Raw genomic sequence first — 23279 nt, 5'->3', positions numbered from 1 at the left:
GGAAAATAGGAAATTCTGGTGGCAGGTCGGGTCCGTCCCGTTCCCTCCACCGCACCGCACCCGTGAGGATCCCCTTCATGCGCCGCACCGCCATCGCCGTCCCCGCCACCGCAGTACTCCTGGCGGTGGCCGCCTGTGGCGCCCCGTCCGAGAACGCCTCCGAAGCCGCCTCCGGCGAGGACACCCTCGTGGTCGGCGCGACGGCGGTCCCCGCCGGGGACATCCTGGAGTTCGTCGACGCGGAACTGGCGGCCGGGGCCGGGCTGGACCTGGAGATCGTCGAGTTCTCCGACTACATCGCCCCCAACGCCGCCCTCGACGAGGGGCAGCTGGACGCCAACCTCTACCAGCACGCCCCCTTCCTCGACGAGTTCAACGAGGGCAACGGCACCGACCTCGTCTCCGTCCAGGAGATCTACCTGCCCCCGCTGGGCCTGTACTCCAACAAGGTCGACGCGGTCGAGGACCTGCAGGACGGCGCCGAGGTCGCGCTGCCCAACGACCCGACCAACGAGTTCCGGGCGCTCCTGCTGCTGGAGGAGGGCGGCCTGATCACCCTGGCCGAGGGCGTCGACGAGGCCACCTTCTCGCTCTCCGACATCGAGGAGAACCCGAAGGACCTGGAGTTCCGCGAGGTCGAGGCCGCGCAGCTGCCCCGCTCGCTGGACGACGTGGACGCCGCGATCGTCAACAACAACTACGCCCAGGAGGCGGGCCTGGACTTCGAGGAGGACAGCATCCTCCTGGAGCAGGTCGAGGGCAACCCGTACGTGAACGTCCTCGCCGCCCGCGCCGACAACGCCGACGACCCCCGCGTGGCCACCCTCGTGGAGCTGCTGACCTCGCAGGAGACCGCGGCGTTCATCGAGGAGGAGTACGCCGGCAGCGTCATCCCCGTCACCGCCGGCTGATCCCGGCCTCCCGCGCACCCCGTCCGGAGGCGCACCCGCACGGCCGTCCCACCGCACCGGTGGGGCGGCCGTCGGCCGCTGCCACCGGTGGAGGCCCGGGCGGCCCCCGTGGCCGCCGACGGGTCTCCCCGTAGGCATCGGCTCCGGCCGGAAGGGTCGGCCACGGGTTCGACCGCTCGGACCCGTGGCCGGATGGGGCCATCTCCCTCCGCGGCGGTCCCGCGAACGCCTACCGTGGTGGCCCCTACTTCGGAGGTCCCATGAGAGGCTGTCTCGTCTTCCTGGCTCTGGGCATCGCGGGCGGCATCGGTTACCCGCTGGTGGGAAGGGCGGCGGGCGGCGACCTGTCCGCACTGCTCCCGCTCACCGCACTGGCGGCGGCGACCGCGGGGCTGGTCCTGCTCATCCGCACGCGGCGGAAGGGGGCAGCGGATGACGGCAGCACGTCCGTCGCCGCCGCTGCCGCTGCCGTTGACGGCATCGCCGGCAGCGACGACAGCGACGACAGCGACGACGGTGCCGAGGAGGGCGGGAACGGCGGGAACGGCGATCGGGAACGCGGTGGCCGTGTCCGGAACCGCGTGGTCCGGAACCGCGTGGCCAGGGCCGGGCTCGTCCTGTTCATCGGCATGTTCCCCGTCCTGTTCCTCCTCGCGTCGTTCGAGGCGGCCTCCTGGCTCGCCCCCTACGCGATGGGCGCGGGCGGCGTCGGGTTCGCGCTCTCCCTCTTCGGTGACGGCGGCAGCACCGGCGGGGACGGCGGTGACGGCGGCGGTGAGTGACGGTGGCCGGGCCCGCACCGCGCCTGCTCGGGCCGGTGGTCCCGACGCCGCGGTCGAGGGCAGGGCAGCCGGGCCGAGCGGGAGAGAGGCGGTGGGCCGGCCGTCCAGGTCCGCCGACAGGTGCGCGCGGAACCGCCCCGCCCCGGGCCGGGGAGGAGTCGGCAGCACGGCGGGTCCGCGCTCCACGGCGGTTGAGTCTCAAGCCGCTCGAGACCCGATAGTGGCGGTATGCACGACAACGACCTGTACCCGATCGGGGACGCCGCGCGCCGATCCGGCCTGAGCGTCAGCGCCGTCCGGTTCTACTCCGACGCCGGGGTCATTCCCCCCACACGCCTGACCGGGGCCGGCTACCGGCTCTACGACGTCCACGCCATCGCCCGGCTGGAGCTCGTGCGGACCCTGCGCGAGCTGGACGCCGGCCTGGAGGACATCCGCCAGGTGCTCGACGGAGAGAGGACCCTGCACGACCTCCTCACCGCCCACCTGGGGATCGTCGAACGCCAGGAGCGCGGTCTACGCGCGAGGCGCGCCGTTCTGAGGACCCTGGTCCGGCAGGAGGGGACCGCCGCCCAGGCGGCGCTCCTGCACAAACTCGTCTCGATGACCGACGAGGAGCGCGAACGGCTCGTCGACGACTTCTGGAACGAGGTCGGCGAGGGCCTGGACGTGCCCCCGGTGTTCGTCGAGCGGTTGCGGCAGCTGCGGCCCCAGCTGCCGGAGGACCCCACCGCCGCCCAGCTCGAGGCCTGGATCGAGCTGGCCGACCTGGTCAGTGGCCGGGAGTTCCGCACAGCGGTCCACGACTACCTCCAGGTCACCTACACGACCGAGCCGGGGAAGCTCTTCGCCGCCTCACCGGTGCAGGAGTTCATGTACGAGACGGGGGTGCCGATCATGGAGGACATCCTCTCCGTCCACCGTTCCGGGGAGCCCGCGGAGTCCCCACGCGCCCGGGAGGCGGTCGTCCGCCTGGCCGATGCCGCCGCCGCGCTCGGCGGCGCCCGGTCCACCGCCGGGTACCGGGACAACTTGGCGTCGTACCTGGTCGAACTCATCAGGCTGGAAGAGGAGGAGCCGGTGGAGGACCCCTGGTTCGACAGCACGCACGGCAGGTACACGAGCCTGGTGGCGGTGATCAACGGGGGCCCGCCCGGCGGGGAGGAGGGCCCGGTGCCCTGGCCGTGGATCGTGGCGGCCCTGCGCGCGTCGGTCCCCGGGGACTGACGGGCGCGGGGCCCGCCCCCGGACGGGCCCCGCGGCACGGGGTCAGCCCGTGAGGGCGTCGGCGAAGAAGGCGAGCGAGCGGTCGACCTCTCCGAGGGAGGGGCCGCGGTTGAGGTGCCCGTGCGGCATCCCCGCCGCGAGGTAGGTCCTGTGGGGAACCCCCGACTCCTCCAGCTGCCTGGCGAGCAGTTCGCCGGAGGGCCGCAGGTCGTCGTACTCGGACAGCAGGATGCTGGTCGCCGGAAGGCCGGACAGGTCCGCGGCCCCGGGCATCGCGTCGGCCGGGAGCCCGCCCACGCGGCCCACGTAGTTGCGCACCATGGCCTCGATCGACTCGGGGGTGAACCGCAGGACCGGCGGCAGGACCTCCATCCGGGCCGCGCCGTCCGCGTCCAGCGCCGGGGTCGGGAAGTGGACGAAGGGGTAGGCCAGCAGCACCGAGCGGGGGAGGGGGAGGCCCCGGTCGCGCAGACGCAGCGCCGTGGACAGGGCGAGCGCGGAACCCGCGCTCGCCCCTCCGAGGGCGACGGCGCCGGCCTCCGCCCAGCCCGTTCCGGCGAGCCACGTCCACGCCGCGTACGCGTCGTCGACGGGGACCGGGTAGCGGACGCCGTCCACGGCGAGGCGGTAGCCGACGGAGACGACCAGGGCCTGTGCGCGGGCGGCCAGCTCCGAACCGACGGTGTGTGCCTCCGGCATGTCCAGGTCCCCGGCCATGAACCCGCCGCCGTGCAGCCACAGCAGCGCGCGGTCGCTCTGCTCCCGCGGCCGGTAGATCCGTACGGGGACCTCCCCGTGGGGGCCCGGGACGGTGCGGTCCTCGACCGAGACGTCGGGCATCCGCCACTCGGCGGGGTCGCGGTGGTACTCGGCGAAACACCGCGCCGCCTCGGGGTCCGAGCGCGCCATGGCGCGGTCGCCGAGGCCTTCGAGGTGGTGCAGCCTGCCGGCGAGGTAGGGGTCGAGGGTCATTCCGTCTCCGGGTTCTCGGGTCGGTGCGTCCCGGGTGTGTTCCGCGGACCGCGGGGAGCGGCCGGCCCGGGCACGCGGAGGACGGCGGTGTCCGTGGCGCACGCGGCAGCGGGGTGGGACGCGGTGATCCTGTCATACCTGGGGTCCGGCGCCCCGAACCGCTCCGGGCGGTACGGCCGTTGCGTGCGCGGATCCCGGTCGCCGCGCACCCCGGGACCGCCTGCCGCCGGCGGCACGGGAGGCCCCCGGCGCGCCGCCGGACACGGACGAGCCCCGCCCGGGCTCCCCAACCCGGGCGGGGCTTCTCTCCTGTGATGGTCTGGTCAGCGGTTGGGCGGGGCCGCGCTCACGTCCGCCAGCGCGGAGTCCTCGTCGACCACCCGCGCCAGGTCGCCCATGGTCACGATGCCCACGACCTCGGGCCCGTCGACGACGGGCAGGCGGCGCACGCTGGACGCGCGCATGGCGTGGACGGCGTCCCGGAGGCTGCTCTGGCGCGGAACGGTCACGACCTCGGCGCTGCAGACCTGGCCGACCGTGACCCTGTCCGGGTCCCCCTCGTCGGCCACGCAGCGCACCACGATGTCCCGGTCGGTGAGCACCCCGCGGATCCTCCCGGAGTCGGTCACCACGACATCGCCCACGTCCTCGTCCCGCATGATCCTGGCGGCCTCGCGCAGGGTCGTTTCCGGTGCGACCGTGTGAACGGTCTCGCTCATCACTTCGGCGATACTGTCCGCCATGGTCAGCTCCTCTCACGATTGCCGGCCTCGCACAGGGCCCTAGCCGACTTCCCGACGCCTAAACGTTCCCGTCCCTCCTTCCTCGCGTGTCCCGGGGCGCGGCTCCGACGCCCGGGAGGGCGCGGGCCGGGCGATACCTGGTGCGGGCCCGCAGGTGGAGGCCGTGCGGCCGGAGAGGACCGGATCGACGGCCGGGGGCGCGCCGGTCCCGTGGGCGGCGGCAGACCCCTGCCGGTCGGGGCCGACGCGTTCCGGTGAGCGGGGCGCCTCGGCGCGCTCAGGAGCGGGGGGCCGCGGCGCCCCCGGCGGCGGTGGCGGCCGCCCGTGCCCCGAAGGCGAAGCCCGCGGCCGCCAGCTCCCCGAGGGCTTCGACCGTCCGGGGGTCCTGGGCCGCGTCGGGGGTGACGGTGCGCAGCCCTCCCGGCCCCAGGGAGGCCAGCGCCCTCGTCAGGTCCGGGGACGGAGGGGACGCCGGAGTCCCGAGGGGGAACGGCGCGAACACGGCCAGGGCCGCGGCCACCGTCCACAGCTCGTGGAGCAGGCCGTAGCCCAGCACCCCCTCCAGGGCGCGGCCCGTGGGGGAGGCCGCCCACCGGTCCAGCGCCCCGCACAGGTCCGCGTGCTCGACCCCCGCCTGTCGCAGTTCCTCCCGCATCAGGGCCACGTGGCTCTCGTAGCGGTGCGCCGCGGTGTCCCAGCGGATCGCCGCGGCGCGGGCACGGCGCCAGCTCACGAACGGCACCAGCCCGGGTGCGTGAAGGACGTCCTCGGCCACGGCCTCCCCGGGGCGCGCGAGCAGGGCGGACCGCCGGGCGCCCATCGCGTGGTCGTTGCCCACCAGGCTCGTGTCGCCGTCGTGCTGGACCAGGTTGGGCACCGTGACGAACGCGCTCCGGCCCAGCCCCTCCAGGAACCGGGCGACCACCTCGTCGTCGTGTTCGGCCGGATCGTGGGAGTCGATCGCCCTGACCAGGGCGGAGGCCGTCGCCGCGGGCAGGGCCAGGCCGACGGTGGGCACGAAGGCGTCGACGCACTCGGCGAGGCCGAACCCGCCCATGGACGCCCACCGCGCCATCGACCCCGTCCCCGACCCCCATTCGCAGAACAGGGCGACGGGAAGGTCCGGGTGGGCGCACAGGACCCCGGCCAGGGCGTCCGCCATACCGGCCACCGGTGCGGCGTCGTCCTGGAGCACCAGGTGGTGGGTGGCCCCCGGCGGTGCCGCCGCCCAGGCGGCACGTGCCGTCCGCAGGGTCGCCGGCGGGCCGTCCGGTTCCGGGTCGAGGACGACCCGGGGGGAGAGCCCGGGGAGGGAGGCCGCCAGGCGGTGGGCCGCCGCGGAGCGTTTCGGGTGCGCCATGATCGCGCAGGAGAGGTGGACGCCGGACATCAGTGCCCCCGATGGGTGGAAGGAAGGGCATCCCCGGACCCGGGGACGACGGTGTGGTCGTGGGATCTCGCGGTCGTCCGCAGCCGCGCGGTACACCCGGTAGGGCGGGGACACCGGCGCGGGGAGGACGCGGTCATCGCTCCGGCTGCCGGAGCCCGGACACCGGCACGGGACCGGTGACGGCCTCCTCCCCGGCGCCCGCGGCCTCCCGGGACGGCGCCTGCTCCCCGGCCCGCGACATGCGCTCCTCCAGGGCGTCCAGGGACTGCCAGGCCCGCATGCCCAGGGAGGTCTGGAGGTCGGCCTCCGGGTAGTTGGCGCCGCACATCACCATCGCGGCGGTCGCCTGCAGCGCCAGCGCGAGCCCGGTGAGCGAGACGGCCCCCTGCGCGGAGCCGGAGGCGAGCAGGGCCAGGACGGAGCAGACCGCGAGCAGCCCCAGTGCGGTGTAGCCGAGGTACGGGACGAGGAACACCCGTCGCCTGGCCCGGGACACGCGGTCGTGCGCCCTCGTGTGCTCGTCGACGTAGCGGTCGGTGAACCAGGTGGTGAGCCCGAACACCCGAAGCTCCTTGGCGTCGCGGGCGCCCATGGCCACGCCGCGCAGGTGGTTCGCGCGGCGCAGCACCGCGCCCACCCCGGTGTCGTACACACGTGAGAGCACCCGCAGGCCGCCGCGCTGCCCCGTCCGGAAGACGAGTACCGCCACCAGGAGCGCCACCGCCATGGCCCAGGAGGCCACGGCCCCCAGGAGGGCGGTCAGGGAGGCGAGGCGCACGTAGCGGGCCACGAGCGCCAGCATTCCGGCGCAGGCGCCGCCCGGGGTGTGTGCCCGGGCCTCGAACCAGCGGTCCACCTCGTCCAGGGAGTCGAGCGCGGCCGGGTCCTCCAGCGGGCCGATGCCGGTGCTGCGCAGCGACGCCCGGATGAGGCGCTGCTGCAGGAGGCCGTCCATCCGCCGCGTCATGAGCTCGCCCAGCATGTGCTGCACGGGGGCGAGGAGGGTCTGGAGGGCGAAGAGCGCGGCAGCGGCCAGGAAGGTCCGCACGAGCGCGGACCAGGCCTGCGACCCCACCCCCGCCGCCACCGCCGCGGGCACCTGGCCGATCACGACCGAGGTGGTCACGACGAACGCGACGGGCAGCACGCCCAGGACCACGTTGACCAGGAGCAGCGCCGAGGACAGGGCCGGGCCGGTCGAGGGGATCGCCCGGATGATGCGCACACGGGCCAGGACGGCCTCGTCCCACCAGCGTTCCACGCCCGGACGCCGGTCGCGGGTCCCGGCCCGGGAGGACGTGCGGGAGGGGGGTGCGTGCTCTCGGTTCCCACTGCTCACGGGCGGCTCCAGGTCGGGGTGTGGCGCGGACGGGACCCGGGTCTGCGGCCTCGGGGCCCCGCGTCGTCGGGTCGACGGGTGTGGGGAGCTGGGGCGGACGGCGTGCTCCTGCTCGTCGGGTCTGCGGGGCGCGCGGCGGGTCTCTTCCGGCCGACGGCTCCAGATCGTAGGCCACGGATCACCGTGTGTCCGGGGTCCGTCCCCGGCGGGGGAACGCCCTCGGAGTCCGTTCCGGTGGACCGGATCCGCTTGACGTGGGAGCGCTTCCATCCCAGGGTGAACAGAAGGAAACCCTGGCCACATCCGGCCAGGGGCGGGGCGTCCGGCCAGGGGTCGGGGCCGGTGGTGGACGCCAGCGGGGACGGGCGCCGTGTTCCCCGTGGTCGCCGCGGGACGGGGGCCTCGCATGCTCCGCCCCCGGTCGGCCGCCCGCGCCGGCCGGCCTGCCCCCGCTGCCGACGGGCCGTGCCCGGACGGGTGGAGGATGGGCGGTGGCCGAAGGAGGAGCGGAGGGCGGATGGCGTTGCGGATTCTGTTGGTGAGCGGGATCAGGCCCTGGGACCCGTTCGGCGGGGCGATGCGGACGAAGGTGATCGCCGGCGCCCTCGCCGGGCTCGGCACCGTTGACCTGCTGGTGCTGCCGCTCGACGGGAAGCACGAGGAGCCGCCCGCGGACTCCGTCTTCGACCGGGTGCTCACCGTGCCGCAGGAGTTCTCCCCGTTGGACCAGGACAGGTCACCGGCGCGCCGGGTCACCGAATTCCTCAGGGGCACCCTCGCCGCGCAGATCGGCAAGACACGCGGGGCCGTCCTGGAGAAGGCTCCCGGCTGGTTGGCGGGTACCCGGTACGACCTCGTCTGGTACATGCGCGAACACGTCTGGTTGATGACCCGTGGCCTGGTCTCCGCGCCCACCGTCATCGACGTGGACGACCTGAGGGACGTGCTGCTGGCCCGCTGGCTCTCCATCGGCAAGGCTGACCGGGGCATGGAGCTCACCCCGGTCCGCAGACTGGACATGCACCGGGTCATCGCCCGCTGGCGGCGTATCCACCGCCGGGCCGCGCAGGGTGCGGACGTGCTGATCTACTCGGGACAGGGCGACCTCCGCCGTTCCGGTTTTCCGAACTCGCTGGTGGTCCCCAACACGTACACACCTCCCGCCGGGGACCGTGTGGACGGCGGGGCGCAAACGGCGGAGGAGAGGGGGCCGGGAAGGCCCACCATCCTCTTCCAGGGGGTCCTGTCCTACGCCCCCAACGCCGACGCGGCCGCATGGCTGGTGAAGGGGATCGCGCCCCTGGTCCGGGAGGAGTTCCCGGACCTGCGCGTGCTGCTCGCCGGCCAGTCCTCGCCGCGCATCGACGCACTCGGCCGGTCCCCGGGGGTCGAGGTCACGGGCACCGTTCCCAGCATGACGCCCTACCTCCGTCAGGCGGACCTGGTGGTCGCGCCCCTGCGCGTGGCCGGGGGCACGCGCATCAAGATCCTGGAGGCCTTCGCCCACCGGGTGCCGGTGGTCTCCACCACCGTGGGGGCGGAGGGGCTGGAGGTCCGGGCCGGCGAGCACTGCGGGATCGCCGACACCACGGAGGCGATCGCCGACGAGTGCGTGCGGCTGCTCTCCGACCGCGCCGCCGCCCGCGCCACGGCCGACCGCGCCCACGAACTCTACGATTCCTCCTACCGCCCGGAGAAGGCCGCCGAGCAGGTGGCCCGGGCGGTCGACACGGCCCTGTCCGGGGGGCGCCGACGGAGGGCGGCGCGGATCCCCCGGGGGCCGCAAAACGAGTGGACCGCCGCGCGGAGGAAGCCGATCATGGGGCGATGAGCGAGCAGCCGACGGTCAGCACCCTGACCCTGCGCCACAGGATCCCGGACGACTGGACGGCGGACCCCTGGGCCGAGGTGCGGCCCCTCGTCGATGGAGCCGACGTCCTGGCGGAGGTCCACCCGGAAGGCAGGGCGCGCAGCTGCCGGTTCTGGACCGGGCCGGCCGCCGGCCGGCCGCTGGCGGTCACGGAGGAACCCCGCAGGACCATGATCACCGAGCCGACCTGCACGGCCGGCTGCTGCGGCGCCCTGTACGCCACCATTCGCCGCGAGGGGGCCGGGTGGTCTGGGACTCGTGGGAGAACACGAGCGACAGCTCCGTCGTACCGGCGGACCTCCACTTCGACGCCGCCCGGTACGAGGCCGAACTCGCACGGGCCGCCGCCGACCGCAGCTGGGAGGAGCCGGTGGACACCGCCGCCCGGCTCCTCGGGCGGACCCTCGCGGAGAGCCGCTGGTTCGAGCGCTGGGGCTGCGTCCTCACGGAGGTCTCGCCGCGGCGCGAGGATCCCGGCCTGCCGGAGGAGCTCCGGGAACCCGAGGGCGTGGACGTCGGGTTCCACCGGGCCGGGGAGACGGGCGAGCGGATGGACGCCTACCGGTACACGCTGTTCGTCGACCGTGACCGCCCCGTGGCGGAGCAGGTGCGGAGGATGGCGGACCTCGTCCTGGCGGAGGATCCGCGCAGGACCGCAGAGCGGGAGCGCTGAGCCCGGCCTGGAGGGGGAGAGGGCGATCCGGTCCCGGGGGAGACCCCGCCCGCGCGCCTGCGTGTGCCGGCCCCGGGGCTCGCCCAGCATGGTCCCCATGAACGCATTGGCTCTCGTGTGCAGCCTCAAACCGTCGCCCGCCCCGTCGAGCAGCGAACTGATGGCGCGGCAGGTCCTCGACGCCCTGGCCGGCCACGGTGTCGCCGGCGACCTCGTCAGGGTCGTGGACCACGACGTCCGCCCCGGTGTGGAGACCGACATGGGCTCGGGCGACGCCTGGCCGGACATCCGGCGGCGCCTCCTGGCCGCGGACATTCTCGTGATGGCGACGCCGACGTGGGTCGGCCACATGTCCAGCGTCGCCCAGCGGGTCCTGGAGCGGCTCGACGCAGAGCTGGGCGAGACCGACGAGCAGGGGCGTCCGTCCATGTTCGGCAAGGTCGCCGTGACGGCGGTCGTCGGCAACGAGGACGGCGCTCACAAGATCACCGCGGACCTGTTCCAGGCCCTGGGGGACACGGGTTTCACCATTCCGGCCCAGGGCGGCACCTACTGGAACAACGAGGCCATGAACCCCAAGGACTACAAGGACCTGGAGCAGACCCCGGAGGCGGTCGCCTCCACGACGGCCACCCTGGCCCGCAACGCGGCCCACCTGGCACGGAGCCTGCGCGAGAACCCCTACCCCGCACCCTGACGCGGGCCGGGGGAGCGGCGCCGGCCGCTACCGGCCCGGCCCCTCCCCGCGCGCCGGGGACGGCGCGGGGGACGGCCCGGGGGCGCCGAGCGCGGCGGCGCAGGCGGCCAGGACCTCCTCCGCACCGATGGACTCCGGGTCCGGGGCGAGGCGCTCGGAGCGGGGGTCCCCGCGGCTTCCCGCCCACAGGCAGCGGTGGGAGTCCCGGTCGACCAGCGGCCCCCACAGTTCCGCTCGTCCGCGCACCCGTGCAGCCTGACCGCACCGCCACCGACCCGTCGGCGCGAGGACGAACACGGCGGGCCGAAGGCGCTGCGGCCGCGCGGCCGCGGAGCAGACCGTGTGCGGATCCGCCTTGGGACCATGTTTACCGGCGACCGCCTTCGGTAGTCGAGAGGGTGCGTTCGCCATCACACCCCAGTCTCGGAGGGAGCGGTCGCATGCGCATTCTCGGGGTCAACGCCGTGTTCCACGACCCGGCCGCCGCGCTCGTCGTGGACGGGCGGACCGTCGCCGCCGCGGAGGAGGAGAGGTTCTCCCGGCGCAAGCACGGTAAGGAGGCCGTCCCCTACTCCGCCTGGGAGCTGCCGTCGGCGTCGATGCGGTGGTGCTTGGAGCGGGCGGGCCTGCGGCCCGCCGACCTGGACGCGGTCTCCTACTCCTACGATCCGGCCCTGGCCGACCCCTCCGGGCCGGGGCAGGACGTGGCCTGGGAGCAGCTGCGGCTGTTCTACGTCGAGCGCGCGCCCCACTTCCTGGCCTCGGAGCTGCCCGGCCTGGACCCGGCGAAGGTGGTGTACGTCCCCCACCACGTGGCCCACGCCGCCTCCGCCGGGCTCGCCGCCCCGCCCGAGGCGGGGGGCGGGGACTGCGCGGTGTTCGTGGCGGACGGCCGGGGCGAGGCGGCCTCGCACCTGGCCGGCTCCTACACGGACGGGCGCCTGGAGGTCCTGGCGCGCCAGCCCCTGCCGGACTCCCTCGGGCTGGTCCACGAGGAACTCACCGAACACCTGGGGTTCCACCGCTCCAGTGACGTGTACACGGTGACGGCCCTGGCCTCCTACGGTTCACCGACCATGCTCGACCGCTTGCGAGAGAGCATCGGCTACGAGGGGGAGGGGCTGGTCCGGGCGGCGGGCGTGGACTGGAAGTCCCTCACCGAGCCCTGCCGGGAGGGCGAGACGCCCACCCGGGAGCACGCGGACCTGGCCGCGAGCGTCCAGGCCGCCATGGAGGAGGCGCTGCTCGGCGTCCTCGGCTGGCTGCACCTGCGGACGGGGAAGAGGAGCCTGACCATGGCCGGGGGCGTCGCGCTCAACTGCGTCGCCAACAGCCGTATCGCCGCCGAGGGGCCCTTCGACAGCGTGTGGGTGCAGCCCGCAGCCGGGGACGCGGGCACGGCCCTGGGCGGGGCGATGCACCTGGCCTCGCTGTCCGGGGACGCGGTCGAGCCCATGCCGGGAGCCGAACTGGGCCGCTCCTGGGACGAGGAGGAGCTGCGGGCCCTGCTCGACGAGGCCGACGTCGAGTTCGAGCGCCCCTCCGACCTCGCCGACGCCGTCGCCGCCGAACTGGACGCCGACGCCCTGGTCGCCTGGTTCCAGGGAGGGGCGGAGTACGGCCCGCGGGCCCTGGGCCACCGGTCCCTGCTCGCCAACCCGTTCAACGCCGGCAACCTCGAACGGCTCAACGACGTCAAGGGGCGCGAGTGGTTCCGGCCCGTGGCGCCCATCGTGGCCGAGCGCAGGGCGGGGGAGATCTTCTCCGGCGGTCCCCTGCCGAGCCCCTACAAGCTCTTCGTCCACGAGGTGGAGCCCGCCTGGCGCGAGCGCCTGCCGGCGGTGGTCCACGTGGACGGCACCGCCAGGGTGCAGACGGTCTCGCCCGAGGACGACCCGCTCACCGCGCGGCTGCTGGACCGCTTCGAGGAGCGCAGCGGCCTCCCCGTCCTGGTCAACACGGGCCTCAGCACGGCGGGGCGGCCCATGGTCGACTCGCCGCGCGACGCCCTGGAGTGCTTCGGGTCGGCGCCGGTGGACATCCTCGCGATCGGCCCCTTCCTGGTGCGCCGCCGCACCCGGGCGGGCCGGCGGTAGCGGCCCCGGGTCCGCGGTCGTCGTCCCCGCGGCGGGCCGCCCGGGAGCGGAAGGCGCTGCCCGCCGAGGTCGAGAGCGGGCTCAGGCCGCTCCCGGGCCCGCCGCTACGCCGGGTGAGGGGGGACCGCGCGCCGACTCCCTCCGCCGGGACGCCGCGGGAGGGGCCCTGTCCGGCGACGTCGGCCGCCTCGGACCGTGCCCTCAGCCCGACGCCCGCAGCCGGGCCCCGCCCAGGAGCTCGTCGACGTACTCGAACTCGTCGAGCAGGCGCCGGGTCTCGATGAGGAACACCCCGTAGGGCCGGGTCGGGTCGCCCAGCGGCGGGGTGCCGTCGCTGCCGCCGGCGCAGACGCCCTCCAGGGCGGACCCGTGCCGCCGGACGCCCTCGACCGCCTCGTGGAACCGCTCCGCCTGCGCATGCGTGCGCAACCCGTCCGGCTCCTCCAGCACGCTCAGTGCCGAGGCGACGGACTGCACGAGTTCGCCGCACCTCACCAGGAACTCCCAGTGGGGGTCGGCGCGATCGTCCTTCTGCCAGCGGTCCAGGGCCCGAGCCAGGGACTCGACCTGTCTGACGGCCCTTTCCAGGCTGTCGACGAGCTGCTCGTAGAACTGCGGCCGGGGCTCCGAGCGCCCCCGCCCGCCCAGGACCCGGCGCGGGTTGTAGTACACGCTCTCCCGCGCGGTCCCGACGGCCAGCCGGGACTGCCGGACGGCCGGTTCGAGCGCGTTGGCCCGCTGCCTCCACCACGCGCTCGTGGACTCGTCGATCCGCCCCTCCAGCAGGCCCCGGCTCATGTCCGCGCACAGGTGGCGCAGGGAGCCGACCAGGGTCTGCAGGGCGGACTCGGCGCTGCGGAACCGCAGGGGCGGGAACACGAGGAGGTTGACGGCCACGCCGATCGCGCTCCCCACCAGGACCAGCAGCACGATCTGGCCGAGCTGGGAGAGCCGCTCCGCAGTTCCCGAGGTGGACACGTACGTGGCGAAGGCGAAGAACGCGGCGGTGGCGACCTGGGGCCCGTACCGGCCGAGGGCGCGCCACTGCCCCACGCCCAGGGCGACGAGGGCCACGAGGACGAACGTGAGGATGTCCGGGCCCGCAGTCAGCGCGGACACGGCCTGGAGGGCGACCCCCAGGACGATGGCGCCGACGAAGCGCAGGGACTGCACGACGGACTGGTAGACGGTCACCTGCACCATCAGCACCGCGGAGAACGGGGCGAACGCCGGGCTCGGCGCCGCCATGAGGTGGTGGGCGACGAGCCACGCCAAGGTGGCGGCGAGGGCGCCCTTCGCCACCAGGGCCAGGGTGTGCCGCTCGTAGCTCCCCGAGGCCACGGACCTGGTCAGCCATACCCGGAGCCGTGCGTACCAGTCCGTCCCGGACGCGGCCGGCCCACCGGGGCTCCCCGGCCCCGCGTCCGTGCGCCACGTCCCCACGACTTTTCTCAGGAGGTCTCCTCGCACACCCTCTCCCTCGTCTCGTCCGGAACGGCCGGGAGCGGGCGGGGGAGCGCGCACCGGTCGCGCCGTCCGCCCCCCGGCGCCGACATGCCCGGGGGCGATCGTGCATGTAGCTGCCCCGGAGGGAGCCGCCGAAACGGCCGGGGTGTGTGCGACGTTTCCTGGTCGTCGGGAACGGGGTTCCCTCGGCCGCTTCGGGAGGGGCCGGAAGGGAGGACGGGGAGCGCCGGGAGGGGTTCCGGGAAGCTGACGCAACTCCCACGGACCCGGGGGACGGCGGCCCGGGGCCGCCCACGGCGCACGGTGCGCGCCTGTGGACGGCGGTCCCGGGGGCCTCAGGCGCGGGCGTGCGCGTGGTCGTGCAGGCCGTGGACGTCCCATTCCGGGAAGGGGTCCTGGAGCGATTCCCAGGGCGCGGCGAGCTCGTCGTCGGTGAGCAGGCAGGAGCGCAGGGCCCGGTCCAGGGAGTCGCGCCGCAGGGAGGTGCCGATGAACACCAGTTCCTGGCGGGGCTCCACCGGTTCGCTGTCCGCCAGGTCCTCGGGCGCGTAGCCCAGGGCGGCCCCGTCGGCCGGGTCCCACACCCCCGCGGGCTCGAACCGGGCCACCGGCCCCGCCTGGGACCACAGCCCCGTGGTCCGGGCGCGGGTCGCCAGCCAGAAGAAGCCCTTGGTCCGCAGGATCGTGCCGTGCCGGTCCCCGTCGAAGCCCGCCGAGACCAGCTCCCAGAGCCGTCCGGGGTGGAAGGGGCGGTCGGCGCGGAACACCAGGCTGGAGATCCCGTACTCCTCCGTCTCGGGGACGTGGTCGCCGTTGAGCTCGGCCACCCACCCCGGCGCGCGGGAGGCGCGTTCGAGGTCGAACCGGTCGGCCCCCACCAGTTCGCGCGGGTCGACGCGGCCGTGCGTGACGCGCAGGACCCGGGCGAGGGGGTTGAGCCTGCGCACGGCCGCCTCCACCCGCTCGGCCTCCTGCGCGGTGACCAGGTCGGTCTTGGTGACGAGGAGGAGGTCGGCGAACTCCACCTGGTCGACGAGCAGGTCGCTGACCGTGCGCTCGTCGTCCTCGTAGGCGTCGAGTCCGCGTTCGACCAGGTCGTCGCCCTTGTCGAGTTCCGTGAGGAAGTTCGCGGCGTCGACCACCGACACCATCGTGTCCAGCCGCGCCCCCTCCAGGAGGGGGCGTCCGTCCGGGCCGGGGACGGCGAAGGTCGCCGCCACCGGCATCGGTTCGGAGATGCCGCTGGACTCGATCAGCAGGTGGTCGAAGCGGCCCTGTTCCGCGAGACGGGAGACCTCCTCCAGCAGGTCGTCGCGCAGGGTGCAGCAGATGCAGCCGTTGGTCATCTCCACCAGGCGCTCGTCGGTCCGGGACAGGTGGCCCTCGCCCCGGACCAGCTCGGCGTCGATGTTGATCTCGCTCATGTCGTTGACGATCACCGCCACCCGCAGGCCGTCCAGGTTGCCGAGGAGGTGGTTGAGCAGGGTCGTCTTGCCCGCGCCGAGGAAACCGGACAGCACGGTCACCGGGAGCCCGTCGGGTGCGCTCATGGCCTCAGCCCTCCGGGAGGAGCTTGTACAGCCCGGCCTCGGAGGGGCCGTGCGGCACGGCCCGCAGGCGGTGGGGCGAGGTCTCGGCGCGCAGCGCCTCCTCGGTGATCGTCCACCAGTCGTAGCGGACGTCGTCTGAGGCGAGGACCCGCCCGTCCCCGCGGACCTCGTAGGTCATGTGCCAGTTCACCCGCTCCGGGCCGCTGGGCTCGGCGGCGGCCCAGCCGACGTAGGAGCGGTCGCCGAGGCGGACCTCGCTCATCCGCGCCCGTTCCACCCGCTCGGGCTTCAGCGGTGCGGCGAGGTTGAGCAGGATGAACGCCCCGGGGGCCAGGCGCGGGGCCAGGTCCTCCCAGAGCCGGTCGCGCTCGTGCGGGCTGAAGTGCCCGATGAGGTTGGCCATCACCATCCCGCCGATCCGGTCGGGCAGGTGGGCCGAGAGCAGGTCGTCGCCGTCCACGGTCACCCGGTCGCGCAGGTCGGCGTCCTCGGCGATCCGGGAGAGCAGCACCGTCCTCAGCGGGAGGGAGGGCTCGACGGCCAGGATCCGGGCCCCGGGCAGGGCGGCGGCCACGAGGCGGGTCCCGTGGCCCCCTCCGGCGCCGGCGTCCACCACGGGGCCGGCGTCGGAGGGGAGCTCCCCCAGAGCCTCGACGAGGGTCTCCCCGTGGTGCTCCCACCAGCCTGCGATCATGATGTCGATGTACTGCCCGGAACGGGCGTAGGGGTCGTTGTGTTCAGACACGGTGCGTCTCCTCGCCGAAGTGGTGCGCCCTGGTCGGGGTGGTGGCCGTGGCCGCTCCCGAGGGCCTGCGGCCCTTCCGGCGGGCCCGGCCGGGGCCGGGCGCCCCGCTCCGGCCGGACAGCCGGAGCGGGGACGCCCACGGGTTCTCCGCTACCAACTGGACTTGGTGATGCCCGGCAGCTCCCCGCGGTGGGCCATCTCCCGGAAGCGGATGCGGGAGAGGCCGAACTTGCGGAGGTGTCCCCGCGCGCGGCCGTCCACCGAGTCGCGGTTGCGTACCCGGGTCGCGCTGGCGTCGCGGGGCTGGCGGCGCAGTTCGGCGAGGGCCGCGGCGCGCACGTCCTCGTCGGTGCGGGGGCTCTTGATGAGCTGCTTCAGCTCGGCGCGGCGCTCCGCGTAGCGGGCGACGACGGCCTTGCGCTGCTCGTTGCGGGCGATCTTGCTCTTCTTCGCCATCTCAGACCTTCTCCCCGCGGGCGCGGATGTCCGCGACGACGCGCTCGATCCCGCGCGCGTCGATGACCTTCATGCCCTTCGTGCTCACCCGGAGCTTGACGAAGCGCTGTTCGCCGGGCAGCCAGTACCGCTTGCTCTGGATGTTGGGGTCGAACCTGCGCTTGGTCCGCCTGTGGGAGTGGGAGACGGCGTTTCCGAAGGACGGGGACTTCCCCGTGACCTGGCATACGCGGGACATGGTGACTCCTTGTCTTTCCAGGACCGTTTCCGGTCCTTCTCAGGCCTTCTGCGTCGGCGTGTTGGAGGGGTAGGGCAGCAGGGCCATCTCGCGAGCGTTCTTGACCGCCGCGGCGATCAGCCGCTGCTGGCGTGCGGTGACCCGGGTCACCCTGCGGCTGCGGATCTTCCCCTTCTCGGAGATGAACTTGCGCAGGAGGGCGGTGTCCTTGTAGTCGACGTAGTCCTGTTCGCCCAGGGGGTTCGTGAAGGTCCGCGACGTCTTGCGCTTGTCGGAACGGCGTGCTGAAGCGGGCATGCTCACCTTTCTGAGAACTCCGCGAAGGGGTCGGTGCTGAATTCCTGGCCCGTCTCCTCGTCGGTGACCAGGCAGGAGTCCAGCAGTGATTCCAGGGCCGCGGTGTCGAGGCCGACACCGACGAAGGAGAGGTGCTGGCGCCGGTCGCCCGCCTCGGGGTCCCAGTCCAGGAGCGCGGAGACGCGCCTGGCCTCGGGGGCGAGGTCCATGGCGGCCGGGGGCAGGGCGTCCATCCACGGGCCGCCGTCCTCCACCAGGAGCAGCGCCCCGAACGATTCCCAGACGAGGAGGGAGTCGGCCTGGCTGGCCAGCCAGAAGCGCCCCCGGCCGCGGACGCTCGTGGACAGCACCTGTTCCAGGGCGTCGGCGAACCGCTGGGGGTGCAGGGGGCGGGTGCGTGTCCAGGTGAAGGTGCGCACGCGCCCGTCGAGGCGGTCGCCGTACTGGGCCCAGGCCGGGTTGGACCGGGCGTGGGCGGCCCCCGGGTCGAAGAGGCCCCGTGTCGGGTCGATCGCCCGGGACCCGGGGAGCGCGACGACCGCCGCGGGGTTGAGGTGCTCCACCAGGACGTGCGCCTCGCTCCCGGCGTCGGTCCCGTACAGATCGATCACCGAGGGGTACTCGATCTGCCTGGTGAGCACCTCGCTCACGGTGCGGTTGTCGTCCTCGGCGATGTCCAGGCCGCGGTCGCCCAGGTCGTCGTCGCTGAGCAGGTCCTCGACCAGGCGGCCGGAGTCCACCGCGCCGACGACGGCGACCAGGCGCAGGGCCCCCTCGTGGGCGATCGCCTCGGCGATCAGCTTCGGTTCGACGCCGTCCCAGGCCTCCACGACGCACAGGCCGGGCGGATCCTCCGCCGCCATGCGGAGCAGGTAGGGGATCAGGTCCTCCCGCAGCGTGCACGAGGCGCAGGCGTGGACGAGGTCGACGTGCTCGCGTTCGACCCGGCCCGTGGCGTCCCGGACCACACGGTGGACGATCCCCTCCCCGATCTCCTCCAGGTCGTGGTGCACGGACACCGATCCTGGGGACGTGGCGAGCAGTTCGTCGACCGAGAGTCCACGTGCCGACCGGTGTATGCCGGTGACCAGGACCACGCGCATGTGCCCTCCTTCCCGTAGGGGCTTCCACCAAGGAAGTGAAAACGATTATCGTTTCCGAAAGTCTACAGGGTGTTCGGAAGGGGTGTGTCCACGACCCCCGTGGGCGGGGTCCGGTTCGTCGGTGCTGTACGGCCGGGTCAGGACGCCGGGGCCCTCCGCTGCCCGCGCGGGTCCGGGGGCGGCGCGGGCAGCACGAAGCCCCCGCTCCGGACCGGGGGTCCTGTGGGGAGCGGGGGCTTCTCGTGCCGGGGCGGCGGGCCGGACGGCCCTACCGGTCGGGACGGGCCGCGGGGGAGGTCACCGCCGACTCGGGTCCTCTTCGCTGGCGGGCTCGGCCGGAGAGGCGTCCGTGGGCCGCCCGTCGAGCGTCCGGTCGACGGCCGAGGCCAGCTCGGCCAGCCAGGCCAGGTGGCTCCGCAAAGCCGTGCGGCCCTCGGGGGTCAGGCGGAACCACGTCTTGGGGCGGCGCCCGACCGCTCCCTTGCGGACGTCGAGGTAGCCCGCGGTCTCGAGGGTGCGGCTGTGCTTCGACACCATCGGGTCGCTGACGCCGAGCAGGTCGCGGACGGTGGCGAAGTCGACCCAGTCGGCGCTCTGCAGGAGCGCGCACATCGCCAGCCTGGGACCGGTCTCCAGGATCGGCCGGCGCCCGGTGCCGCTTGCGCCCGGTTCGCCGTCGCCGGGGTGGTCAGGCTCGGTCACGGCTTGACCCGACCGGCCTCGATGCTCCGGCGCATGGCCGCGCGGACGAGCATGTACCCCACGAGCATGACGGTTGCGACGGGGACCAGGGCGGCGAGCGCGAGGCCCATGTGTCCGTGGTCGACCAGGGCCTGGATGCCGAGGAAGCCGGCGCCGGTGGCGGCCAGGGTGGCGACCCACAGGATCCGGGCGCCGGGGTAGGAGGTGACGCGGCGCGGGAGGTACACGCCGGTGCGCCGCCGCCGGACGATCGCGTAGACCGCAGACGCCGCGGCCAGGACGACCAGGCCCCAGTCGAGGTAGGCGCCTGCGGTGGGGAGGAGCGCCCTCCAGATCGGAAGGCCCGCGATCAGAGTGCCGGCGAACGCGAGGAACACCCAGTAGGAGCCGGGCAGTGAGGCGTGGGCGGCGATCCTGCTGCGGGCCTCGGCGACTTGGTCGAGCTCGGGAGTGCTGGCCATGTCTGTCTCCTCTTTGGTATCTGCTTTCCTTTTGGAAAGTAGATACCAAAGAGTGGGTGATGTCAACGGTGGAGAGGCCGCCGCGGGCCGTCGGCTCCGCCGGTGGGCGGGTGTTCTCCCAGGTCGGGGCGGGGCAGGACGAATCCACAGAAAAACGGGGGTCCGGCGGTCCCCCTCGGAGGGGAGCGGGGCGGACAGGACGGGGAACCCGGCCTCGGGTGCCGCGTGGATGAGACGGGCCGATGCGTCGGGAGGGCGGGCGCCCCGCAACCGCCCCGGCCGCAGGAGGTTCGCGGCCCCGGTCACCGGGACGTCGGCTCGTCCTCCCGCGTCACATGCCGACGGAGGGGTCCAGGAGCACGGCCCGGCCCTCCATCCAGTTCTGTCCCGTGAGGCGGCGGAACGCCTGGACGAGGTGGTCGCCGAAGTCGAAGGAGGGGTCCAGGAGCCACTGGGCCTGGAGGCCGTCCCAGGTCGCGAGGAACTGGCGGGCGACCCCGACCGCGTCGAGGCCGGGGTGGGCCGTGCCCGCGCGCTGGCGGTGGCGCACCACCCGGGCGAAGTGCGCCACGGCCTCCCGGTTGTGGCGGGAGAGGAACTCCTGGGCCGGGTGGTCGGGGGAGGTGGCGCGGCCCAGGAGCGCGGTGTGCAGACGCATGATGTGCGTCCGCTCCGCCGTGGTGTCCACGAACGCGCGCAGGTCGTCCAGGCCCATGGCGGGGTCGGACGTGAAGGGCCGCAGCGCGGTCTCCTCGTCGGACAGCTCCAGGGCGGCGACGAGGAGGTGCTCCTTGGTGGGGTAGTGGTACAGCGCGGTGGCCTCGCTGGTCCCGGCCCGCCGGGCGGTCCCTGCCGTGGTGACCCGCTCGTGGCCCTCCTCCAGCACGGTGTCGAGCACCGCTCGGGCGATGCTCCTGCGGCGCTCGGTCGAACGGGCGTAGGGGCCGCGCGACCCGGTGGAGGTGGTGCTCATGGTGATCACTCTAGGCTTCCCCCAAAACCGATGTCGACTCGAATTTCCTCGAAGCGATGCCCTTGTTCCGACTTCAAGCAGGCCGGTATGCTGCGAATCCCTTGCGAAAACTCATCCTCACTCAGTTTTGAGGGGCCGCCCTCGGCGTCCACCGCACGGCGGCGGCACCGCCGTCCCGCGGGCGCGGAACGCGGGATCCGGGGCCTTGCGGGGCCACCGCGACCGCGGCACGGCACCGGGTGAAGCACCGCGAGGGGACCTACGACCGACACGAAGGAGCTCGTGCCTTGAACGCACACCCCGGACCCGTCCCCGACCTGAGCGGGCTCACCCTCGCGGAGCTGGCCTCGCTGAGCGGCGGCGCCGACTTCTGGAGCACCAAGGCCGTGGGGGAGGTCCCCTCCCTCGTGCTCACCGACGGGCCGCACGGGGTGCGCCGCCAGGCCGGAGCCACCGACCACCTCGGGCTCGCCGAGAGCCTTCCCGCGACCTGCTTCCCGCCGGCCGTGGGCCTGGCCCAGAGCTGGGACCCCGACCTGGTCCGGCGGGTGGGCGCCGCACTCGGGACCGAGGCCGGAGCCCTGGGGGTCGACGTGCTCCTGGGCCCGGGGATCAACATCAAGCGCGACCCGCGCGGCGGACGCAACTTCGAGTACTACTCCGAAGACCCCTTCCTCACCGGCGTCCTCGGCGGCGCCTGGGTGACCGGGCTCCAGGGCACCGGCGTGGGCGCCTCGCTCAAGCACTTCGCCGCCAACAACGCCGAACACGACCGGATGCGCTCCAGCTCGAACATCGACCCGCGCACGCTGCGCGAGATCTACCTGCGCGCCTTCCAGAAGGTCGTGCGCACGTCCGCCCCGTGGACCGTGATGTGCTCCTACAACCGCATCAACGGCGTCTACGCCTCCGAGGACCACTGGCTGCTCACCACCGTGCTGCGCGAGGAGTGGGGCTTCGACGGCGTGGTCGTCAGCGACTGGGGCGCGGTGCGGGAGCGCTCCGCCTCGGTCCCGGCGGGGCTGGACCTGGAGATGCCCGGCGACGGCGGGGCGAGCGACGCGCGGCTGGTCGCCGCGGTGGAGGACGGCTCCTGCTCACCGGAGGACGTCCGCACGGCCGCCTCCCGCGTGGCCGCGCTGGCCGCGAAGGCGGCCCACGCCCGCGGGGAGCGGGCGTCGCGGGAGTCGGGGACCCACGAGGTCGCGGCGCAGGACGCCGAGGCACACCACACGCTCGCCCGCGAGGTGGCGGCGCGGTGCGTCGTCCTTCTCAGGAACGAGGGAGGACTCCTGCCGCTGGCGCCGGGCTCCTCGGTCGCCGTCATCGGCGGGTTCGCCCAGAACCCGCGCTACCAGGGCGGCGGCAGCTCCCACGTCAACCCCACGCGCCTGGACGTGCCCCTGGAGGAGATCCGCGCCTTGGCAGGGGAGGGCACGGTCACCTTCTCCCACGGGTACACCGAGGGGGAGGACGTCGACGCGGGCCTGCGCGAGCAGGCGGTGCGCGACGCGGAGAACGCGGACGCCGCCGTGGTCTTCCTCGGCCTCGCCGAGCACCAGGAGTCCGAGGGCTTCGACCGGGACCACATCGAACTGCCCGCCGAGCAGCTCGACCTGCTCGCCGCCGTCGTGGCTGCGCAGCCCCGCACGGTCGTCGTGCTCTCCCACGGCGGCGTGCTGCGCCTGGCCCCGGTCGCCGAACTCGCCCCGGCGATCCTCGACGGGGCACTGCTCGGCCAGGCGGGCGGCGGCGCGATCGCCGACGTGCTGTTCGGCCGGGTCAACCCGTCCGGGCGGCTGGCCGAGACGGTGCCGGTGCGGTTGCAGGACACCCCCGCGTACCTGAACTTCCCCGGGGAGAACTCCGCGGTGCTCTACGGCGAGGGCCTGTACGTGGGCTACCGCTGGTACGACGCCCGTGAGACGGAGGTGGCCTTCCCCTTCGGGCACGGGCTGTCCTACACCAGCTTCGCCTACTCCGACCTGCGGCTGGAGCAGGACGGGACCGGCGTCACGGCGAGCCTGACCGTGACCAACACCGGCGACCGGGCCGGGCGCGAGGTCGTGCAGTTCTACGTCTCCAAGCCCGACTCGGCCGTGTCGCGGGCGCCCCGCGAGCTGAAGGGCTTCGCCGGCGTGACCCTGGAGCCCGGACAGAGCGAGCGGGTCTCCGTGCTCCTGGCCCGTGAGGACCTGGCGTACTGGGAGGTGCGGGTCGACCGCTGGGTGGTCGAGGGCGGCGAGTACACGGTGTCGGCCGGTGCTTCGAGCCGCGACCTGAGGGCCGAGGCCGCGGTCACCGTCGAGGGCGACGAGCTGCGGCTTCCCGTGACGCTCGACTCGACGCTGGGCGAGGTCATGGCCGATCCGAAGGCGGCGGCCGTGCTCGGAGAGGCCCTCTCCTCCTCGCCGCTGGCCTCCGGCGACTCCTCCGCGCTGGGCATGGACATGGTGCGCATGATGGCCTCGATCCCGCTGGGCCGCCTCGCGTCCTTCGGGCCGGTGGGGCGCGAGGAGCTCGAAGCCCTCATCGCCCGCATCAACCAGGAGGCGTGAGCGCAGGGCCGCCGTCCCCGGAGCGGGAC

At 74.1% G+C, this 23279-nt stretch carries 24 protein-coding genes; 8 read left to right on the top strand and 16 right to left on the bottom strand.

Going from position 1 to position 23279, the window contains the following annotated elements:
• The first annotated feature begins 77 nt into the window (after window positions 1–77).
• From ACWGL3_RS16160 to ACWGL3_RS16150, 3 genes are all read left to right on the top strand, one after another.
• Window positions 78–911, top strand: coding sequence for a MetQ/NlpA family ABC transporter substrate-binding protein (locus ACWGL3_RS16160; protein WP_267945236.1), 834 nt, complete (start codon window positions 78–80; stop codon window positions 909–911).
• A 260-nt stretch (window positions 912–1171) separates the two neighbouring features.
• Window positions 1172–1693: a hypothetical protein gene (locus tag ACWGL3_RS16155; RefSeq protein WP_452461474.1), complete on the top strand. Its 522-nt coding sequence runs from the start codon at window positions 1172–1174 to the stop codon at window positions 1691–1693.
• Between the two features lie 228 nt (window positions 1694–1921).
• Window positions 1922–2920, top strand: coding sequence for a MerR family transcriptional regulator (locus tag ACWGL3_RS16150; RefSeq protein ID WP_452461473.1), 999 nt, complete (start codon window positions 1922–1924; stop codon window positions 2918–2920).
• A 42-nt stretch (window positions 2921–2962) separates the two neighbouring features.
• Here the strand turns inward: ACWGL3_RS16150 and ACWGL3_RS16145 are convergent, their stop codons facing one another.
• From ACWGL3_RS16145 to ACWGL3_RS16130, 4 genes are all read right to left on the bottom strand, one after another.
• Window positions 2963–3892, bottom strand: a complete 930-nt coding sequence (locus ACWGL3_RS16145) for an alpha/beta hydrolase fold domain-containing protein (protein ID WP_452461472.1) — start codon at window positions 3890–3892, stop codon at window positions 2963–2965.
• A gap of 323 nt (window positions 3893–4215) precedes the next feature.
• Window positions 4216–4635: a CBS domain-containing protein gene (locus tag ACWGL3_RS16140; RefSeq protein ID WP_267945232.1), complete on the bottom strand. Its 420-nt coding sequence runs from the start codon at window positions 4633–4635 to the stop codon at window positions 4216–4218.
• A 277-nt stretch (window positions 4636–4912) separates the two neighbouring features.
• Window positions 4913–6025 carry a hypothetical protein gene (locus tag ACWGL3_RS16135; RefSeq protein WP_452461471.1) on the bottom strand — a complete coding sequence of 371 codons (1113 nt, stop codon included), beginning with the start codon at window positions 6023–6025 and terminating at the stop codon, window positions 4913–4915.
• A 133-nt stretch (window positions 6026–6158) separates the two neighbouring features.
• Window positions 6159–7364 carry a hypothetical protein gene (locus ACWGL3_RS16130; RefSeq protein ID WP_452461470.1) on the bottom strand — a complete coding sequence of 402 codons (1206 nt, stop codon included), beginning with the start codon at window positions 7362–7364 and terminating at the stop codon, window positions 6159–6161.
• A 517-nt stretch (window positions 7365–7881) separates the two neighbouring features.
• Here ACWGL3_RS16130 and ACWGL3_RS16125 point away from each other — a divergent pair.
• Window positions 7882–9195 carry a glycosyltransferase gene (locus tag ACWGL3_RS16125; RefSeq protein ID WP_452461469.1) on the top strand — a complete coding sequence of 438 codons (1314 nt, stop codon included), beginning with the start codon at window positions 7882–7884 and terminating at the stop codon, window positions 9193–9195.
• Here ACWGL3_RS16125 and ACWGL3_RS16120 read toward each other — a convergent pair.
• Entirely contained in the window at window positions 9182–9460 is a 279-nt protein-coding gene (locus tag ACWGL3_RS16120; RefSeq protein WP_452461468.1) for a hypothetical protein, read from the bottom strand. The two genes, ACWGL3_RS16125 and ACWGL3_RS16120, sit on opposite strands and share 14 nt — an antisense overlap.
• 18 nt (window positions 9461–9478) lie before the next feature.
• Between ACWGL3_RS16120 and ACWGL3_RS16115 the strand changes: the two genes are divergently transcribed.
• Together ACWGL3_RS16115 and ACWGL3_RS16110 are read left to right on the top strand one after the other, a co-directional pair.
• Entirely contained in the window at window positions 9479–9907 is a 429-nt protein-coding gene (locus tag ACWGL3_RS16115; RefSeq protein WP_452461467.1) for a hypothetical protein, read from the top strand.
• A 97-nt stretch (window positions 9908–10004) separates the two neighbouring features.
• A complete protein-coding gene (locus tag ACWGL3_RS16110; protein ID WP_267945228.1) occupies window positions 10005–10604 on the top strand; it encodes a flavodoxin family protein in 600 nt (199 codons plus the stop codon).
• A 27-nt stretch (window positions 10605–10631) separates the two neighbouring features.
• Here ACWGL3_RS16110 and ACWGL3_RS16105 read toward each other — a convergent pair whose 3' ends face one another.
• Window positions 10632–10850 (bottom strand): hypothetical protein, encoded by a 219-nt coding sequence (locus ACWGL3_RS16105; RefSeq protein WP_452461466.1) that lies wholly within the window; start codon window positions 10848–10850, stop codon window positions 10632–10634.
• A 194-nt stretch (window positions 10851–11044) separates the two neighbouring features.
• Between ACWGL3_RS16105 and ACWGL3_RS16100 the strand changes: the two genes are divergently transcribed.
• Complete coding sequence (locus tag ACWGL3_RS16100) at window positions 11045–12700, top strand: carbamoyltransferase family protein (protein WP_452461465.1); 1656 nt, start codon at window positions 11045–11047, stop codon at window positions 12698–12700.
• A 201-nt stretch (window positions 12701–12901) separates the two neighbouring features.
• On the opposite strand, the gene ACWGL3_RS16095 is transcribed toward ACWGL3_RS16100, so the two are convergent.
• The 10 genes from ACWGL3_RS16095 to ACWGL3_RS16050 form a co-directional block, all read right to left on the bottom strand.
• A complete protein-coding gene (locus ACWGL3_RS16095) occupies window positions 12902–14170 on the bottom strand; it encodes an FUSC family protein (RefSeq protein ID WP_267945225.1) in 1269 nt (422 codons plus the stop codon).
• Window positions 14171–14502: 332 nt separating this feature from the next.
• A complete protein-coding gene (locus tag ACWGL3_RS16090) occupies window positions 14503–15717 on the bottom strand; it encodes a GTP-binding protein (RefSeq protein ID WP_267945224.1) in 1215 nt (404 codons plus the stop codon).
• Window positions 15718–15721: 4 nt separating this feature from the next.
• Window positions 15722–16462: a class I SAM-dependent methyltransferase gene (locus tag ACWGL3_RS16085; RefSeq protein WP_267945223.1), complete on the bottom strand. Its 741-nt coding sequence runs from the start codon at window positions 16460–16462 to the stop codon at window positions 15722–15724.
• Window positions 16463–16612: 150 nt separating this feature from the next.
• Window positions 16613–16918, bottom strand: coding sequence for a 30S ribosomal protein S14 (gene rpsN / locus ACWGL3_RS16080; RefSeq protein WP_267945222.1), 306 nt, complete (start codon window positions 16916–16918; stop codon window positions 16613–16615).
• Between the two features lies 1 nt (window position 16919).
• A complete protein-coding gene (gene rpmB / locus ACWGL3_RS16075) occupies window positions 16920–17156 on the bottom strand; it encodes a 50S ribosomal protein L28 (RefSeq protein ID WP_267945221.1) in 237 nt (78 codons plus the stop codon).
• A 39-nt stretch (window positions 17157–17195) separates the two neighbouring features.
• Entirely contained in the window at window positions 17196–17453 is a 258-nt protein-coding gene (gene rpsR, locus ACWGL3_RS16070; RefSeq protein ID WP_267945220.1) for a 30S ribosomal protein S18, read from the bottom strand.
• A gap of 2 nt (window positions 17454–17455) precedes the next feature.
• Window positions 17456–18556: a CobW family GTP-binding protein gene (locus ACWGL3_RS16065; RefSeq protein WP_267945219.1), complete on the bottom strand. Its 1101-nt coding sequence runs from the start codon at window positions 18554–18556 to the stop codon at window positions 17456–17458.
• Window positions 18557–18853: 297 nt separating this feature from the next.
• A complete protein-coding gene (locus ACWGL3_RS16060; protein WP_431061431.1) occupies window positions 18854–19258 on the bottom strand; it encodes a winged helix-turn-helix domain-containing protein in 405 nt (134 codons plus the stop codon).
• Complete coding sequence (locus ACWGL3_RS16055) at window positions 19255–19719, bottom strand: hypothetical protein (protein ID WP_267945218.1); 465 nt, start codon at window positions 19717–19719, stop codon at window positions 19255–19257. The genes ACWGL3_RS16060 and ACWGL3_RS16055 overlap by 4 nt, the downstream gene beginning before the upstream one ends.
• Before the next feature lie 331 nt (window positions 19720–20050).
• Window positions 20051–20692, bottom strand: coding sequence for a TetR/AcrR family transcriptional regulator (locus ACWGL3_RS16050; protein ID WP_267945217.1), 642 nt, complete (start codon window positions 20690–20692; stop codon window positions 20051–20053).
• 287 nt (window positions 20693–20979) lie between these two features.
• Between ACWGL3_RS16050 and ACWGL3_RS16045 the strand changes: the two genes are divergently transcribed.
• Window positions 20980–23250, top strand: a complete 2271-nt coding sequence (locus ACWGL3_RS16045; RefSeq protein WP_267945216.1) for a glycoside hydrolase family 3 C-terminal domain-containing protein — start codon at window positions 20980–20982, stop codon at window positions 23248–23250.
• Window positions 23251–23279: the final 29 nt, after the last annotated feature.

Source organism: Nocardiopsis sp. NPDC055824 (assembly GCF_053616335.1).
This window is presented reverse-complemented; position numbering and strand designations above follow the sequence as displayed.